The following is a 16,466-nucleotide window of genomic DNA, read 5'->3' on the forward strand; positions in this document are numbered from 1 at the left end:
CTAAGCTAGCAAACCGCGGGTCAGCGAATCGCAGTTTCAAAAGACGGCCGAAGGTGACCTAAGTCAGGAAGCCGCCGTCGTGGGCGTTTACTGCTGCAAAGGCAGCATGCACTTTCCCGTATGCAGCGCACACTTTCGCTTTCGCGTCCGCAATCTGCTGACTCGTGTACGTCGGTGGCGCAGGCGGATGGTACTGCGGGATTGGGTGCAACCATGCGCCCACGGCGACGCCGATCGCTATAAGAGCGAGCCCTAGTGACGCAAGCGGGAGCAATCGCGACGGCCGGCGCGGCGAAGGCCCAACCGGAGGCCAGGGCATAGGCGGAGGCTGCGGTGGAGGCAGAGTCGACACGCGTGGATCGTATCTTTGATCCGCGCATCCACCAGTCACGCTTTGCTGGTCGGTGCCGAATCTGCCAGTTGAGCAAGGAATCTAAGGGCGGGTTGAAAGTTTGCCGACCGCCCGCCGCCCGCTGCCCGCCGCCCGCTGCCCGGCCGCCCGCTGCCGGCCCGCCCGCGTTAACCCTGCGAGTCCGCGTCGCCGTCGGCACGCTTTTGTCTGGCAGCACAATGCGCCGTGTCGCCACCGGCTTGCCCTCGACGTGTTTGACCACTGCCGGGGTCGGCGGCGGTGTGGTGATGCGCCCTTGCACCGGCGCTCCGTTCTTCACCGTCGGTCCGACGACGCGTTTGGTGTCGGGCTTGGTCTCGCTGCCTGCGCCAGCGGACCCGTTCATGGCACCCGGCGGCATCATCGGCATTGCTCCCATCGCCCCGCGCTGGGCGGCGGGCGCCTCGTGCGGGGCAGGAGCCACGGAAGAGACGGTCTGGGAGGAGGCGGGCACGGTCCCGGCGGTCGGAGTCGGTGGCGGTCCGAGCATCGCTGTCGGTGTGGTGCCCTCGATTCCCCCACCGCCGCCACCACCGGCAGCGCCACCGCCGCCGCCGGAAAAGCTGCTCCCGCCGCCCAATTCGCTTTCCGCGTCCAAAAGCTCTCCCGGGGCAATTTCGCCGGCTCCGGCGCCGTGTTGCATCATCCCCATCCCCGCTTGCATGGCCTGCTGCCCGGCCTGCGCCAGTTGCTGCGGAATCTGGCTGAACGGCTGCAGTAGCCCGCCGAGCGCTCCGGCGATACCCCCAGCGATCCCGGAGGCCATCTGCGGCATCTGTTGCAGCATCTGCGACATCTCGCCCTGGCCTGCCACACCGGCCAACCGCGTGGCTGCCTGCTCTTCGTTGGCGGGGAACTTGGCCAGCGCCTCATTGGTTTTCGCTTCGCGCTCGGCGTGCCCGGCCTGGGCCTCGCCGTTGTCGGCGGCATCGCCAGCGTTGGCTGCCGCACCCAACGCCCGGAGTAACTGGCTTATCGCCGAGCTGCCCGTTGCCAGCTGGTCAGACGTGATCATCGGCGGCGCCGGGACCCCGAGCAGCCTGAAAGCTGGTCGAGGATGATCCTCAGCTGATCGCCGTCCCCGCCGCTCATAGCACCCTTTCAACTGTTACTGCCGCACCCGGCGCAGATGAACTCCCCCTCCACACCGGACCGCGCAGAAAGCGCCCACCTGCGACGCTCTGGCAATTGGTGATGCTAGCGCCGATCGACCAATTCGGATATTCAGCGCCAGCGCGGCGAAGCCGGTCGACAGCAAGTCAGGTTCTCTACTTCCCCGGCTTGTGGTCCGGCTGTTGCGAGGGATTGGGATTGGCGACGATGAGGTTGTACCGGTTCATCATGTGCTGGTCGGGGACTAGGGGCCGACCTGGGCCGTCGCCAAAGTGCTGGGCGTAGAAGTCTCGCAACGCTTGGTTGAGCTCGTGGTCGTATTCGTCAGCGGTCAAGCCCGACACCACCCTCGCTACCTCGTCCGGGTCCCCGATATGTCCATTCGTCAGGTAGCCATCAGGGAGGTGGATGGGCTGACCGGATGCGAGGAGTGCGTCCAGTATCTCGCGGTCAATTCGGCCGGTGGACATCAGCGGCATCGTGTGCTCGTGAACAGTAGACGCTGAGGGAACCGGTCCCAGCACGTCGTTCTCGATGATCCCGCCTGTCACATTGATGCCCGCGCCCGCTACGGCGCCACCGCCGGGTATGAAGCCCACGCCCGAACTGACGACCTTGAGCGACGTTTCGTACACGAGCTTGCGGGCGTCATATTCTGCTCGCTTGGCGGCATCCGCTGCGAGCTGTTGATTCTCGACCTCTGCTTCGACTCCGTTGTGGATTCCCAGATCGACTAGGCCGCGCAGGGTCATCGCGGCGCCCAGATTGCCGTTGTAGCTGTCCAGGTGCGGTGCATGATTCAGCAAGTCCTGGGCATAGGCATGCTCGAAAATCAGAGCTTGGCTCTCGGCGCGACCGCTAAAGGTGTTGCGCGCCTCGGTATCGGTGCTTAGCACCGAAAAAGATTCCTTTCGCGATCGGCATCGATCCGTTTTCACTGGAACTGCGGTCATCAAGTGGCCCACCGAATTCGGTGAGACCACCTCCGACGCCGGCGATGTTGCTGACGTACGGTGCGAGGCCATGCGCCATGCTTCGGACAAGGTTCGGATTCGCACTGCCGAGGGTGTGGTGGCCGGGCAGGTGTAGCAGATCGTGCGTTCCGATGTACTGGCCGTAGGCACGAGCTGTCTCAGCGGCGAGCTGAGCTTCCGGACCACGGGCGGCGTCGCCGATCCAATTGAATAGTGCCGCAGCCCGTTCGCCGTTATCGGACCACAAGTGATGCGTGATCCCGGCGAGCATCTCGCCGCCGCCGGCACCAACCAGCGCGTCATGCACTGCCTGGTGATCGGGTGACACCGCCGCCAAGGCACTCGCGACCATAGGGTCCAAAATGAAGTCGCGGGAGTCGCTATCGCCCCGGCTCGCCGGGTCGTCCGACCACGCCTTGCTGTTCAGCATCGCCGCCGTCTTGCGTAACATCGCTCGGTCCAGCTCAGAATTCTTTTGTAGAGCCCTATTTCCGCTCATCATCACCTCTGCAATCATCTGCGTGCACTCGGCTTTCTCCGCTTGGGGCGAGCTCAGAGTGGCTTGAACATCCGCGGGTAACTGCGTCAAACCACCGTGCACAATCTCATCGGCGGGCATGGCGCCGGGTCTGAGATCGGTCCTGGGATATGAGATGGCCGGGTTGCACAACAGTTGCCACGAGTTCGCGAGCATCCCTTGCTGGTCCCCGAGACGCGCAGCTGCGCCCCAAAGTTGGTACGCGGTCATGCCATGCTGCTGCGCTTGCAGCTGACTCAGTACCGAGGCTTGCTCGGGCGTCAAGGGCACTCGTCCCGCGATCTGGTCCTCGGTGATCGAATTTAACACGCTGTTGACCCGTGCTGCTGCCTCGTGGTCACCGGAAAGCGCAGCGCGTACGTCGCTTTCAGCTTGTTCGGGTGTCGTGGCATCGTGCGCATCCACCGTCTCGACGACGGCAGCGTCATATCCGTCCTCAGCGCGAAGCTTCGTCATCAGATGCTGTAAAACCTTGGAGTACGACTGTCTGACATCGGTGATGTCGTGCAGGGCGTCGGCGGTGTCGTCGCAGGCATTCCGCCGGATGGTCTGGATGGCGGCGGTCGCCTCTCGCTCGCCATTCGAGGACAGATAGCCTCCGTCCAGAAAGTGATGTATCTCTGCGATCTCATCGTCGAGGCGCTGAAGTTGGGCTTCCAGCAACGCGATCCGTCGGGCCGCGGCCCGCTGTGCCTCGGCCAGGACGGCGGCCGCGCTTTCCAGGTCCACCGCAATCTGGGGCAGTTTTTCCGCCTGTGCCCCAAGCGTTGTGGTGACGCGCTGGACTTCGGCAGCGTCGTTGATCGGATGATCGCCGTTTTCACCGTTCCAGGCCGCCCGGAAACGCGCAAGCGCTTCTGCGAAGGCCGCGTCGGCTTCGGCGGTGCTGTGCCCCGCGTCGTGAAACGCTTGCGCCAGAGAGGAAATCTGCGCTGGACACCCGCGTTGCAGGGTTTTGTTGACCGACCACGGGTTTCCGCCGGCCTTGGTGACCAGCCCCGGGATTTTCAGGTAGCGGAGATGCACCGCACCGCCCGAACGCGACCGGCATTCTGCTCGTCCATGTCGGTGAACGTCGCGGCGGCCAGGTGAGCGTTGTCGGCAATGGTGTCAAGAGTCTCACGGTGGCCCAACAGAATTCGGGCATGGCGATCGCGTGCCAATCCTGCCACGCTGTGGAAGGCCTCAGCTGCGGCGAAGTCGCCGAACATCTGCGTGCCGAGCACAGCCTGCGAAAGATGAGCTGCCGCTTGATGAGCGTGCGCACCCGCCCGGTGTGCCTGCCCACTGCCCGAGTGCAGCATCGCGCTGTCGACGAACACAATCGGCCCCTTTCCGCTCAACGAGGCGTCGAGATCGCCACGCCCCCAATAGAGATCAGATGCAGGCGAGGCTAATGACCGGCGGTAGGGCCCGCAATTCACTTCGTGCGGCACCAAGAACGAAAAGACTTACTCGCCGCGGTCCAGCAATTCCGAGGAACCGAGCACCCGCTCGACCTGCACTTCGATGACCACCCGTCGCGGGTTGGCCCGCGGGGTGCGATAACGCTGCGCGTAGCGCAACTCCGCGTCGCGGATCGCGTCGATGTCTTTGTTGACGATCGCGCGGCCTTCCAGCGACAGCCAGCGGGCGCCGTCGACCTGGCTCAGCACCGCCACCCCGCCGCGTTCGGCGTTAAGCGCTTTCTGCGAGCCGCCGGTGGTGATGACCCGCGCGATGTGGGTCTTGGGGTCGAAGGTGAACCCCACCGCGACCACGTGCGGCGAATTGTCGGTGCGCAGCGTGGTCAGCATGGCCAGGTGGCGTTCGGTGAGGAACGCCAGTGCGTCGTCGGTGAGACGGGTAGTGGTCTTGGCCATCGCCCTCCACGCTAGCGCAGGCCATAATCACACCCGTGGACGACACGGGCGTTGCTCCGGTGGTAATTTTCGGCGGCCGCAGCGAGATCGGCATCGCACTCGCACGCCGGCTGGCTCCCGGGGCCACGGTGGTACTCGCCGCACGGAACCCCGACCAGCTCGGCGCTGAAGTGAAAACCCTGCTCGATGCGGGTGCAACCGCAGTGCACACCCGAGAATTCGACGCCGACGACCTCGCCGGCCACGGCCCTTTGGTCGAGGCGATCATCGCCGATCACGGTCCCATCGGCACCGCGGTGCTGGCCTTCGGAATCCTGGGTGATCAGGCCCGCGCCGAGACCGACGCCGCACACGCGGTGGCCATCGTGCACACCGACTACGTCGCTCAGATCAGCTTGCTCACCCACCTCGCCACCGCCATGCGCGCGGCCGGACATGGATCGCTGGTGGTGTTCTCCTCGGTCGCCGGGGTGCGGGTGCGCCGCGCCAACTACGTCTACGGGTCGGCCAAGGCCGGCCTGGACGGCTTCGCCACCGGGCTGTCCGACGCACTGCACGGCACCGGGGTGCGATTGTTGCTGGCACGGCCGGGATTTGTGATCGGCCGCATGACCACAGGCATGTCGCCGGCGCCGCTGTCCAGTACCCCCGAGCAGGTCGCCGCCGCGACAGCCCGCGCACTGGCCAAGGGCAGGCGCACGGTATGGATCCCGTGGGCGCTGCGGCCGTTGTTCTTCGTGCTGAAGCTGCTGCCGCAGTTCGTGTGGCGACGGATGCCGCGATGATCGTCGTGGTCGGAATCGGAGCCGACGGCATGCCGGGTATTTCCGAAGCATCCCGCAATGAATTGCGCAGAGCTGCAACAGTTTACGGATCTGCCCGACAACTCGACCTGCTCGACGCCACCGTCACGGCCGAGCGCCGCCGGTGGCCGTCGCCGGTGTTGCCCGCTTTGCAGACGTTGCCTGCCGACGGCCCGGATGTCCATGTCGTCGCAAGCGGCGATCCCCTGATGCACGGCGTCGGCGGCAGCCTTATCCGGATGTTCGGCACCGACAAGGTGCGGGTGCTGCCGCATGTCTCGTCGGTGACGTTGGCGTGCGCCCGGATGGGCTGGAACGTCCACGACACCGAAGTGATCAGTCTGGTGACGGCCGAACCGAACACCGCGGTGCGCCGCGGCGGCCAGGCGATCGTGCTGTCGAGCAACCACACCACGCCCACCGCACTGGCCGCGGCGCTGGCTGCGCACGGCCGCGGCGACTCGGAATTCACCGTGCTCGAGGAACTCGGCGGTCCGCTCGAGCGTCGCCGCGACGGCACCGTCCGCGACTGGGCGGACAGCCCGCCCGCCGACGTGCAGAACCTCAATCTGATCGCGGTGCGCTACCTGCCCGACGAGCGCGTCATGCTGCTGCCCGACGACGCCTTCGCCAACGACGGACAGATCACCAAGTACGGCATCCGGGCGGTCACGCTGGCGGCGCTGGCGCCGCGACCCGGGCAGCGGTTGTGGGACGTCGGGGCCGGCTCGGGCAGCATCGCCGTGGAGTGGTGCCGCAGCGGCCGGGGCTGTACCGCGGTGGCATTCGAGCTCGACGAAAAGCGCCGCCACAACATCGTTTTCAATGCCGCATCCAACGGGGTGCGGGTAGAGGTGCGCAGTCAGGCGCCCGAGGACTTCGACGAGGTGCCCACGCCGGCGGCGATTTTCGTCGGCGGCGGCCTGACCAGCCCAGGCCTGCTGGACGCCTGCCTGGCTCACCTGCCGGCAACCGGACGACTGGTCGCCAACGCCGTCACGGTGGAATCTGAAGCCATACTCGCACAAGCATATTCACAACACGGCGGTGAACTGCGACGCTTTCAGCACTATCAGGGTGAGGCACTGGGCGGGTTCACCGGCTGGCGCCCGCAGTACCCCGTCACGCAGTGGTCGGTAACCAAGCGATGACGGTGTATTTCATCGGCGCCGGCCCGGGTGCGGCCGACCTGATCACCGTGCGCGGCCAGCGTCTGCTCCAAACCTGTCCGGTCTGCCTGTACGCGGGATCGATCATGCCGAAAGATCTACTGGCGCACTGTCCGCCGAACGCGCAGATCATCGACACCGGCCCGCTGACGCTCGATGAAATCGTCGCCCGGCTCGTCGATGCCGACGCTGCCGGCCACCATGTGGCGCGGCTGCATTCCGGTGACCCGTCCTTGTACAGCGCGCTGGCCGAACAATGCCGGCGCCTCGACGCACGCGGCATCCGGTACGAAATCGTGCCCGGCGTACCGGCTTTCGCCGCCGCAGCCGCCGCCCTCAAACGCGAGCTCACCGTGCCCGGGGTTGCGCAGACGGTGACGCTGACCCGGGTCTCCACCCTGTCCACCGCCATGCCGCCCGGTGAAGACCTCGTCACCCTCAGCCGATCGGGGGCCACGCTGATCCTGCACCTGGCCGCCGCGCAGATCGACGCCATCGTCCCGCAGTTGGTGGCTGGCGGCTACCGCTCCGAAACACCGGCAGCGGTAGTGGCTTTCGCGAGTTGGCCGCAGCAAACCGTGCTGCGCGGCACGCTGGCCGACATCGCGGCCCAAATGCGTCAGGCGGGCATCACCAAGACCGCCGTCATCATCGTCGGTGATGTGCTGGCCGCCGAAGGATTCACCGACAGCTACCTGTATTCGGTGGCGCGCCGGGAGACGCACTGATGCGGGTCCTGCTGCTCGGCGGCACCGCCGAGGGCCGCGCGCTGGCCAAAGCCCTTTACCCGCGGGTCGACATCGTCAGCTCACTGGCGGGCCGGGTGCCCGATCCGGCCCTGCCGGTCGGGCCGGTGCGGATCGGCGGATTCGGCGGCGTCGACGGGCTCAGACGCTGGTTGCACGACGAGCGCATCGACGCGGTCGTCGACGCCACGCACCCGTTCGCGGCCACCATGACCGCCCATGCCGCGCTGGTCTGCGACGAACTCAGGTTGCCCTATCTGGTGCTGGCCCGGCCACCGTGGGATCCGGGCTCAGCCGCCGTCGTTGCCTCTGACGCTGAGGCGGCTGAACACGTTGCTCGGCAGGGGTATGCACGCGTCTTTCTCACCACCGGCCGATCCGGCACCAAGGCTTTCGCCGGCAGTGACGCCTGGTTCTTGATCCGCGCCGTCACCGCGCCCGATGACGGCGTGCTGCCGCGTCACCATCGGTTGGTGTTGTCTCGCGGCCCGTACCGCTACGACGACGAGGCGACGTTGATGGCCGAGCATCGCATCGATGTGCTGGTGACCAAGAACAGCGGTGGCGAGATGACCCGCGCCAAGCTGGATGCCGCGGATGCGCTTGATATTCCGGTAGTCATGGTGCAGCGCCCAGCACTGCCCGAGCGGGTCGCCACGGTAGGCACTGTGCAGGAGGCCGCGCAATGGGTGGCGGGGCTGGGCTGAGCGATGCCGCGATCCGCTACTGCGGCGGCTAGCCGGGGTAGCGGCGCAGCGTGAACACCCGGTCGCCGAATTCAGTTGACTGCCAACAGGTTTGCGATGAACCGATGATCAACAGGCAGCGCATGTCAATCTCGGCGGGGTTCAGGTCCGCCAGCCGCACCACCCGTACCTCCTCGTCGGGCCCGGACACGTTGCGGCCGATGACAACCGGCGTGCCGGGATCGCGATGCTCGAGCAGCAGCTGCCGCATCGCACCCACCTGCCAGGTCCGGGACTTGGAAGCCGGGTTGTAGATGGCCAGCACCAGATCGGCTGCGGCCGCGGCCCGCAACCGCGCGGCGATCACCTCCCAGGGTTTGAGCCGGTCCGACAGCGAGATCACCGCGTAGTCATGACCCAACGGAGCACCCACCCGGCTGGCCACCGCCTGCGCCGCGGTCATCGCGGGAATCACCCGAACCTGCACGCCCGGCCATTGCCCGGCCTCTTCGAGAACTGCGGTTGCCATCGCGAACACGCCGGGATCGCCGGAGGACACCACCGCCACGGCGCGACCTTGCTCGGCCAGCGAGCAGGCCAGCCGGGCGCGGGCGGGTTCGTCGGTGTTGTCGCTGGGATGGCGGCGCTGCCCCTCCCGTGGCGGCACCCGGTCCAGATAGGTCGCGTAGCCGACCAGGTCGGTGGCGTCGGCCAGTTCGCGGCGGGTCTGCGGTGTCATCCAGTCGCAGCCACCGGGGCCCAGGCCCACCACGGCAACGGTGCCGGTGACCGACGCGCGCTTCCGCCCGCCCGGCAGCATTGCCAACGAGAAGTACGGCACGCTGGTCTCCTCGACGTCGGCGGCCGGCAGCACCCGCTGCTTGGCGGTGCTGGCCCGCTCCACATAGAAGGTGCCGTCGAGTTGACCCGATGCCGAAAGCGCTTCGCGCACATTGTGATACGACCTGCCAAGCTTGAGGATCACCGCCGCGTCGGCGTCGGCCAGCCGGCGGGTCAGCTCGCCTACCGGCAGCGTGCCAGGAAGTATCGACAACACTTGGTCGCCGGCCACCAGTGGGGTCGCTACGGCGGCCGAGGCGGCGCTCACCGACGTCACACCGGGCACGATGACGGCGTCGAACCGGTCGGTGAGTCGGGTGTGCAGATGCATGTATGAGCTGTAGAACAGCGGGTCGCCCTCGGCCAGCAGCGCCACGTTGCGCCCGGCGGCCAAATGCGCGCCGATGCGTTCGGTGGCTGCGGCGTAGAAATCCTCCATCGCGCCGGCGTAGCCGCCCGGATGGTCGGTCGTCTCGGTGGTCACCGGATACACCAGGTGTTCCTCGATCTGGCCGGCCCGCAGGTACGGCTCGGCGATGCCGCGCGCGATGCTGCGGCCGTGCCGGGCGCTGTGATAGGCCACCACATCGGCCTCCCCGATCACCCGCGCCGCCTTGACGGTCACCAGTTCCGGATCACCGGGGCCGAGTCCGACGCCCCACAGGGTGCCGGTCATTCGCGTTCGGACGCGATCGCGTTGACCGCGGCGGCGGCCATGGCGCTGCCGCCGCGACGGCCGCGCACCACCAGGTAGGACATGCCGCGCGGGCGGTCGATCAGCTCCTGCTTGGACTGCGCGGAGCCGACGAAACCCACCGGTCCGCCCAGCACGGCGGCGGGCGGGGGGACGCCGTCGTCGAGCAGCTCGAGCAGCCGGAACAGGGCCGTCGGGGCGTTGCCGATGGCCAGGACCGCCCCGGGCAGCCGGTGCGCCCACAACTCCACCGCCGCCGCCGAGCGGGTGGTGCCCTGCAGGGCGGCCAGTTCGGCCGCCCGCGGGTCGGCGACCAGCGACACCACCTCGTTGCCGGCGGGCAGCCGCGCCGCGGTGATCCCGGCGGCCACCATCGACGAATCGCAGAGCACCGGGGCGCCGCCGCGCAGGGCGGCGCCGGCCCGGGCGACGACGTCGTCAGTGAAAGCGACGTGCTCGGTCACATCGACCTGCCCGCAAGTGTGGATCAGCCGAACCACCACCCGCTCCACGTCGGCGGGAAAGCGACTCAGGTCCGCTTCGGCGCGAATAATCGCAAACGAGCGCCGATAGATCTCCGCGGCGTCGCGGATGTAGTCGAGCACTCGCCCACTTTAAGACCTCAGCACCCGGTAGCCCCTCGCGGTCGCGACCAGCACCTCGCACCCGGGGGGGCTGCCGCACGCCCGCTCACACCCGGCGAAGTGCCGGTGCCCGTGGTAATCGACGTCCAGCGACCCTGCGGCATCGGCACGCACGTCGGCGGCGGACTGCGCGCAGCCCGGGCTGCCGGTGCACGCGCTCACCGTCAGCCAGGGGGAGTGCTCGTCGAACACCAGACCCAACGGCGCGAGCACGCGCAAGGCCACATCCGCGGTTTCCTCGACGAGGTCACACACCAGCACCGATCGCCACGGTGTGATCACCATGGGGGCCTCGATCGCCGCCAGGAATTCCGCGACGCGGGCCGGCAGTACACCCAGCGGTATTCCGGCGCCGAGTGTGACGCGACCGTCGTTTTGGGCCAGCCAACCGACCGGCGGTTTGGTGACGGGAGGAAACTCCGCACCCAGCGCCACACCGGGCATTAGTGTTTCGATGTCATCGAGTTCATTTACCCGCCAAGCCTTTCCGCGGATCTCTTGGAAGCGCAGCGCGATATCGAGCAGGGTTGCGGGGATTTCGGCGGGCACCCCGGTGTCGTAGCCGGCCAGCAGCAGCCGCGGGCCGTCGTCGAAAACATGCACGCCGACGTCGGCGCGCAAACCGGATACGTCTGCTCGCCCGTCGTCGAATCCGAACCAGAACCGGCCACCCAGCTCGGCGAGTCGCGGCTCGGCGCAGATCGCCGCATCCAACTCAGCGACCCATGGCCGCACGTCCGCATGGTTGCCGACCCGCCCGGACAACGGGGAGGCGACGATATTGCGTACCCGCTCGTGGGTTTGCGAAGGCAACAGCCCCGCTTCGGCCACCGCCGCAGCGACGGCGTCGACGTCGGTGACCGCGCGTAACTGCACGTTGCCCCGCGCGGTCAACTCCAACGTGCCCGAACCGAACTGCGTCGACAGACTCGCCAGCGCCGCCAACTGCGCCGCGGTGATCATCCCGCCGGGCAGCCGAATCCGGGCCAGCGCGCCGTCGGCGGCCTGGTGCACCTGCAGCGCACCCGGGCAGGCGTCGTCGTCGCGCATCCTGGCCATCTCTCCACCGTACGACTTCGACGGCCCGGTTTGGATGCGAGTTTCCTGGGCAAACCGAAGTCCGTGCCCACGGTGGAGTACGCCCCGGGACGCTGGGCTGACGTGTACGGCGAGCCGGAGCAGCCGACCGTCCTGTTGTGGCACGGCATGCAAACCGACGCGCGGGGCGCCGTACGGCCGCTGGCGGAGCTGCTCGCCGGTCATGGTGTCCAGGTGATCGCGCCGGACTGGAACTCTCATGCCGAGGACGGCGGGCGGGCGGACCTGTTGGGGTCGTTGACGTTGGCGCGACAAGGCGCCGACGACGGCATCGTCCTGGTGGGCTGGTCGCTGGGTGGAGCCGCCGCCGCCGGCGTGACGCTGGACGCCGCCCGTCACGATGTCGTTGTCGCACATACGGTTTGCCTCGCAGGCGCTTTCATGGCTGCCGATCCGATCTCGGGGCGCCACCTCGAGGAGCTGCTTTCCGCCGATATCGGTGCACCGTTCACATTGCTGCACGGCTCGGCCGACGACGTGGTGCCGGTGGCCGCCAGCAGAGAATTCGCCGCGTCGCTGTCCGCCATCGGGTGGCCGGTCGAGGTGGTGGAGCTGGCCGCCGACCACGGCTCGATCGCCGGCGCGCAGTACGACCCGATCGCGGATCGCTACGAGCCGGCAAATGACGCACTGGGCCCAGCCCGGGAGGTCGCGTCCCGGATCGCGGCGGTGGTCAGCCGCCCGGGTTTGTAGACAACCGGCGTCGACCGACATGCGTAGTCGGCTACGCTATGCACCCCCTTGCCGTCCGCCGCAGACTTCGGGCAGACCGTCAAGAAGGGGAATGCAATGGTGCAACGCGGTGGTCATGCGGTGGTGCTGGGCGCCAGCATGGCGGGCCTGTTGGCGGCCCGCGTGCTGGCTGACTTCTACGACCGGGTCACAGTCATCGAGCGGGACATCCTGCCGGTCGATCCGGTGAACCGGCGCGGTGTCCCGCAAGGCCGGCTCATTCACGCCTGCCTCCCGCGGCTCACCGAGGTCCTCGAGGAGTTCTTCCCCGGGTTCGGCGACGATCTGCTCGCGCAGGGTGCCACCACCTGGGACGACGGCGATTTCTCCAAGCTGGACTGGTCGTTCGGCGGACACCGGATGGTGCGGTCGGGCAAGTCGGCGCACGCGCCGCGCATGTTATCCCCGTGCCGGCCGGTACTGGAATGGAATGTGCGGCAACGGGTCCGGGCCATCCCCAACATCGCGATCCGGGAAGCCCACGACGTGGTCGGTCTCACCGCAACACCTGATAGGCGCCGCATCACGGGGGTGCGGGTGGTCGACCGCGCCTACGACCGGGCGAAGACGCTGAGCGCCGACCTCGTCGTCGACGCCACCGGTCGCGGGTCGCGGACGCCGGTCTTCTTGGAGTTGCTCGGCTACGGACGTCCCACCGAGGACGAGGTGATGGTGCAACTCGCCTACGCGTGCCAACTGGTCCGCATCTCACCCGGGCTGATCAGGCAGCACATGATTGCGCGCTTCCCGCAGGCGGGACAACCCAAGATGTTCGCGATGATCGGATACGAGAACGACTCGTGGATGATCGGAGCCGGCACCATGGCAGGCCTCGAGCCACCCCGCGATTACGACGAAATCCTTTCCTACGTCGACGAACTGGCGCCTCCCGCGGTGGCGGAAGCGATCCGCGCAGCCGAGCCCATCGGCGCCGTCGTACACCACCGGGTGCCGTCCAACCGGTGGCGGCGCTACGACAAGATGCGTCGGCTGCCCGAGAGTCTGCTGGTGGTCGGCGACGCGGTCTGCAGCTTCAATCCCATCTACGGGCAGGGGATGACGATCGCCGCGATCGAGGCCACCGTGCTGCGGGACTGCCTGCAGCGGGGGAGTCGCGGGCTCACCCGCCGATTCACCCGGACCGCGGCAAAGTACGTGCGGGTGGCCTGGCAGACCGCCGTCGGCTCCGACCTGGCACTCCCGGAAGTGCCGGGACCTAGACCGCTGCTGATGCGGATCAGCAATGCGTGCCTGGAGCCGGTGCTGACCGCAACGGAGTCAGATCCCGTCGTCGCCGCGCAGTTTATGAGAATCACCGCGATGATCGATCCTGCCACCCGCCTGCTGCGGCCGACCATTCTGATCCGGGTGTTGCGGGCACAGCGCCGCCACGCCGACACCCCAATCGTCGAAGACTGCGCCGGGGTCGAACTCGCCCAGTCGGCGTAGTGTGCACCGCAACCGGCCCCTGAGGTCGCCGACTTCTAGGCACGCACCATGTGTCCGGGTTTGCCTTCAGGACGATGAAAACCCTTACCCCAGCTAGTGAGAACGCTCTAACGTCCACTCAGTGAGCATCGCCACTGCGATGGTTGGCGCCCCGACCGGTTTGGGTGACAGCCAGAGAACCGGCCCGACCGGGCGTTGGGCGCGCCGGAAATGGGACCTGCTGCGCTGGGTTTCGCCGTTGTTGCTGCTGGCATTGTGGCAACTCGGCAGCGCGATCGCGCTCATTCCCGAAGACGTGTTGCCGGCGCCGTCCTTGATCGTCGAGGCCGGGCTGGAGCTGGTGGGTAACGGTCAACTCGCCGATGCGCTGCACGTGTCGGGAGTGCGGGTGATCGAGGGGCTGGTGCTGGGCGGAGTAATCGGGCTGGCGCTGGGCGCGGCAGTCGGGCTGTCGCGCTGGTTCGAAGCGGCCGTGGATCCGCCCATGCAGATGATTCGTGCGCTGCCGCATCTGGGTCTGATCCCGTTGTTCATCCTGTGGTTCGGCATCGGGGAGCTGCCCAAGGTGTTGCTGATCGCGCTGGGTGTGATTTTTCCGCTATACCTGAACAGCTTCTCGGCGATCCGCCAGGTCGATCCCAAACTCCTCGAATCGGCGCAGGTGCTGGGCTTTTCCTTCTGGCAGCGATTGTGCCGAATCATCGTTCCCAGCGCCGCGCCGCAAGTGCTGGTCGGGGTCCGGCAGTCGCTGGCCATCGCCTGGCTGACACTGATCGTGGCCGAGCAGATCAACGCGGACAAGGGAATCGGCTTCCTGATCAACAATGCCCGCGATTTCCTACGCATCGACATCATCATCTTCGGGCTGACCCTCTACGCCCTGCTGGGCATCGTGACCGACGCGCTGGTGCGGCTCATCGAACGTCACGCGCAACGCTATCGACTGTGAAAGGCCGATCGTGACAATCACTTTGGAACCCCGCTCAGACAAACGTGCGGTCACGCAGATCGCCGGCGAACTGCGGCACGTCGACAAATGGTACGGCCCTCGCCAGGTGCTTAGAGACGTTTCACTGCGGGTGCAGACCGGTGAGATCGTCGCCCTGCTCGGGCGCAGCGGGTCGGGAAAGTCGACGGTTTTGCGCGTGCTGGCCGGGTTGTCCGACGACCACACCGGGGAACGCGTTGTCGCAGGAGCTCCCGCGTTGGCTTTCCAGGAGCCGCGACTGTTCCCGTGGCGCGACGTACGAACCAATGTCGGGTACGGACTGACCCGGGACCGGTTACCGCGGGCGCAGGTCCGCCAACGCGCCGAGCGGGCGCTGGCCGACGTCGGTCTGGCCGACCGCGCCGATGCCTGGCCGCTGACGCTCTCCGGTGGCCAGGCGCAACGTGTTTCGCTGGCCCGGGCGCTGGTCGCGCAGCCCGATTTGTTGTTGCTAGACGAGCCGTTCGGCGCGCTGGACGCGTTGACCCGGTTGACGATGCGCAAACTGCTGCTCGACCTGTGGCGGCAGCACGGCTTCGGCGTGTTGTTGGTGACACACGACGTCGACGAGGCCATCGCCCTGGCCGACCGGGTGCTGGTCTGCGACGACGGCCGGATCGCGCACACGCTCACGATCGACGAGCCTCGACCCTTGAATGCCGACCGCGGCTGCGAAAGTTACCGCACCGAACTGCTCGATCGGCTCGGGGTGCGGCGTTGACTTCGCTGCGGAACCTGCTCGCACTCTTCACACTCGTCGTGCTCGCGCGGCAACCGGCTGTGTTGCGCGACACACGAACTCGGGGCCGCAAGCCGCACCCGCCGCGGTGCCGCTGTCCACGCTGGCCGATCTCACCCTGCAGGTGGGCGACCAGAAGGGCGGTACGGAGGCTTTGTTGCGCGCCGCCGGCCAGCTCGACGGCGTGCCCTACCGGGTGGCGTTCTCCACCTTCACCTCCGGGCCGCCGCAGGTCGAGGCGGCCACCGCGGGCAGCATCGACTTCGCGATCATGGGCAACACCCCCGCCGATATTCGGCGCCGCCAGCAACGCCAAGATCAAGGTGGTCTCGGCCTATGCCGGGGGCGGGCCGGGCAATCGCATTCTGGTGCACGCGGATTCGCCGATCACCACGGTCGCCGAGCTGCGCGGCAAAGCCGTCGCCGTCGGCAAGGGAAGTTCCGCACACGCCAACCTGCTGGCTCAACTGGACAAGGTCGGACTCAAACCCGCCGACCTTAAACTGGTCTTCCTGCAACCCGCCGACGCGCTGTCGGCTTTCACCCAGCACCAGGCCGACGCCTGGGCGATCTGGGATCCCTTCACCGCGCAGGCCGAACACCAGATCCCGGTGCGCAGCATCGCCGAAGCCACCGGTGTCACCAACGGTGACTGGGTTGGCGTTGCTTCGGATCAGGCGCTGGCCGACGCCAGACGCAATACCGCGCTGGGGGATCTGTTGGTCCGTTTCGAGCGGGCCGCCCGGTGGGCCAAGGCGCACCCCCAGGAGTGGGGCCAGTACTACGCCACCGCAGTGGGATTGGAACCTGAGGTCGCAGCGGTGGCGGCGAACCGAAGCCTGCGACTGCCCACCGAACTCAGCGACGAGATCGTCAAATCGGAACAGCGGCTGGCGGATTTGTTCGCGGCGTCGCAGCAGATTCAATCGTCACCGAAGTTCTCGAACTGGGTAGATCGCCGATACAACGAGGCGTTGCGGCCCAATCTGGTCGACTGAAA

16 protein-coding genes and 1 pseudogene are annotated in these 16,466 nt (G+C 67.3%); 9 read left to right on the plus strand and 8 right to left on the minus strand.

The features are described from left to right. Positions 1–20: 20 nt before the first annotated feature. The 5 genes from L6444_RS13035 to L6444_RS13055 form a co-directional block, all read right to left on the minus strand. A complete protein-coding gene (locus L6444_RS13035; protein WP_236983127.1) occupies positions 21–1,406 on the minus strand; it encodes a hypothetical protein in 1,386 nt (461 codons plus the stop codon). A 253-nt stretch (positions 1,407–1,659) separates the two neighbouring features. Next, a complete protein-coding gene (locus tag L6444_RS13040) occupies positions 1,660–2,400 on the minus strand; it encodes a hypothetical protein (protein WP_236983129.1) in 741 nt (246 codons plus the stop codon). Further along, positions 2,363–4,042: a putative alpha/beta hydrolase gene (locus tag L6444_RS13045; protein ID WP_236983131.1), complete on the minus strand. Its 1,680-nt coding sequence runs from the start codon at positions 4,040–4,042 to the stop codon at positions 2,363–2,365. The genes L6444_RS13040 and L6444_RS13045 overlap by 38 nt, the downstream gene beginning before the upstream one ends. Beyond that, on the minus strand, positions 4,024–4,338 hold the full coding sequence (locus tag L6444_RS13050; protein ID WP_236983133.1) for a DUF2563 family protein: 315 nt from the start codon (positions 4,336–4,338) through the stop codon (positions 4,024–4,026). The genes L6444_RS13045 and L6444_RS13050 overlap by 19 nt, the downstream gene beginning before the upstream one ends. Before the next feature lie 129 nt (positions 4,339–4,467). Continuing rightward, positions 4,468–4,878, minus strand: a complete 411-nt coding sequence (locus L6444_RS13055; protein WP_236983135.1) for a F420-dependent biliverdin reductase — start codon at positions 4,876–4,878, stop codon at positions 4,468–4,470. Between the two features lie 35 nt (positions 4,879–4,913). On the opposite strand from L6444_RS13055, the gene L6444_RS13060 reads away from it, so the two are divergent. From L6444_RS13060 to L6444_RS13075, 4 genes are read left to right on the plus strand one after another with little or no spacing between them, the layout of a single operon-like run. Further along, the gene (locus tag L6444_RS13060) at positions 4,914–5,663 is read left to right on the plus strand and encodes an SDR family NAD(P)-dependent oxidoreductase (protein ID WP_236983138.1); all 750 of its coding nucleotides are present in this window, start codon (positions 4,914–4,916) and stop codon (positions 5,661–5,663) included. Further along, positions 5,660–6,832 (plus strand): precorrin-6y C5,15-methyltransferase (decarboxylating) subunit CbiE, encoded by a 1,173-nt coding sequence (gene cbiE / locus L6444_RS13065; protein ID WP_236983140.1) that lies wholly within the window; start codon positions 5,660–5,662, stop codon positions 6,830–6,832. Before L6444_RS13060 ends, cbiE begins: the two co-directional genes overlap by 4 nt. Continuing rightward, positions 6,829–7,578, plus strand: a complete 750-nt coding sequence (gene cobM / locus L6444_RS13070; RefSeq protein ID WP_236984091.1) for a precorrin-4 C(11)-methyltransferase — start codon at positions 6,829–6,831, stop codon at positions 7,576–7,578. Before cbiE ends, cobM begins: the two co-directional genes overlap by 4 nt. After that, positions 7,575–8,303 carry a cobalt-precorrin-6A reductase gene (locus L6444_RS13075; RefSeq protein WP_236984093.1) on the plus strand — a complete coding sequence of 243 codons (729 nt, stop codon included), beginning with the start codon at positions 7,575–7,577 and terminating at the stop codon, positions 8,301–8,303. The genes cobM and L6444_RS13075 overlap by 4 nt, the downstream gene beginning before the upstream one ends. A gap of 28 nt (positions 8,304–8,331) precedes the next feature. On the opposite strand, the gene L6444_RS13080 is transcribed toward L6444_RS13075, so the two are convergent. The 3 genes from L6444_RS13080 to cobG are packed head-to-tail and all read right to left on the minus strand — an operon-like array spanning position 8,332 to position 11,519. After that, the gene (locus L6444_RS13080; RefSeq protein ID WP_236983142.1) at positions 8,332–9,798 is read right to left on the minus strand and encodes a precorrin-2 C(20)-methyltransferase; all 1,467 of its coding nucleotides are present in this window, start codon (positions 9,796–9,798) and stop codon (positions 8,332–8,334) included. Then, entirely contained in the window at positions 9,795–10,421 is a 627-nt protein-coding gene (locus L6444_RS13085) for a precorrin-8X methylmutase (protein ID WP_236983144.1), read from the minus strand. The genes L6444_RS13080 and L6444_RS13085 overlap by 4 nt, the downstream gene beginning before the upstream one ends. Positions 10,422–10,430: 9 nt before the next feature. Next, on the minus strand, positions 10,431–11,519 hold the full coding sequence (cobG, locus tag L6444_RS13090; RefSeq protein WP_236983146.1) for a precorrin-3B synthase: 1,089 nt from the start codon (positions 11,517–11,519) through the stop codon (positions 10,431–10,433). 63 nt (positions 11,520–11,582) lie between these two features. On the opposite strand from cobG, the gene L6444_RS13095 reads away from it, so the two are divergent. The 5 genes and pseudogenes from L6444_RS13095 (at position 11,583) to L6444_RS13115 (ending at position 16,464) form a co-directional block, all read left to right on the plus strand. Beyond that, positions 11,583–12,251 (plus strand): alpha/beta hydrolase, encoded by a 669-nt coding sequence (locus tag L6444_RS13095; RefSeq protein ID WP_236983148.1) that lies wholly within the window; start codon positions 11,583–11,585, stop codon positions 12,249–12,251. 48 nt (positions 12,252–12,299) lie between these two features. Continuing rightward, entirely contained in the window at positions 12,300–13,739 is a 1,440-nt protein-coding gene (locus L6444_RS13100; RefSeq protein ID WP_236983150.1) for an FAD-dependent oxidoreductase, read from the plus strand. Positions 13,740–13,860: 121 nt separating this feature from the next. After that, positions 13,861–14,688: an ABC transporter permease gene (locus L6444_RS13105; protein WP_236983152.1), complete on the plus strand. Its 828-nt coding sequence runs from the start codon at positions 13,861–13,863 to the stop codon at positions 14,686–14,688. 10 nt (positions 14,689–14,698) lie between these two features. Beyond that, positions 14,699–15,448, plus strand: a complete 750-nt coding sequence (locus L6444_RS13110) for an ABC transporter ATP-binding protein (protein WP_236983154.1) — start codon at positions 14,699–14,701, stop codon at positions 15,446–15,448. Continuing rightward, a pseudogene (locus tag L6444_RS13115) lies at positions 15,426–16,464 on the plus strand (ABC transporter substrate-binding protein). Before L6444_RS13110 ends, L6444_RS13115 begins: the two are co-directional and overlap by 23 nt. Positions 16,465–16,466 lie beyond the last annotated feature (2 nt).

Origin of the sequence: Mycobacterium kiyosense (genome assembly GCA_021654635.1) — a bacterium.
Classification (GTDB): Bacteria; Actinomycetota; Actinomycetes; order Mycobacteriales; family Mycobacteriaceae; genus Mycobacterium; species Mycobacterium kiyosense.

What these genes read in the sequence shown, in the direction of transcription:
- cobM (WP_236984091.1), top strand. Translation starts at nt 6,829, where the DNA reads ATGACGGTGTATTTCATCGGCGCCGGCCCGGGTGCGGCCGACCTGATC.
- cobG (WP_236983146.1), bottom strand. Translation starts at nt 11,519, where the DNA reads ATGGCCAGGATGCGCGACGACGACGCCTGCCCGGGTGCGCTGCAGGTG.
- L6444_RS13055 (WP_236983135.1), bottom strand. Translation starts at nt 4,878, where the DNA reads ATGGCCAAGACCACTACCCGTCTCACCGACGACGCACTGGCGTTCCTC.
- L6444_RS13080 (WP_236983142.1), bottom strand. Translation starts at nt 9,798, where the DNA reads ATGACCGGCACCCTGTGGGGCGTCGGACTCGGCCCCGGTGATCCGGAA.
- cbiE (WP_236983140.1), top strand. Translation starts at nt 5,660, where the DNA reads ATGATCGTCGTGGTCGGAATCGGAGCCGACGGCATGCCGGGTATTTCC.
- L6444_RS13035 (WP_236983127.1), bottom strand. Translation starts at nt 1,406, where the DNA reads ATGATCACGTCTGACCAGCTGGCAACGGGCAGCTCGGCGATAAGCCAG.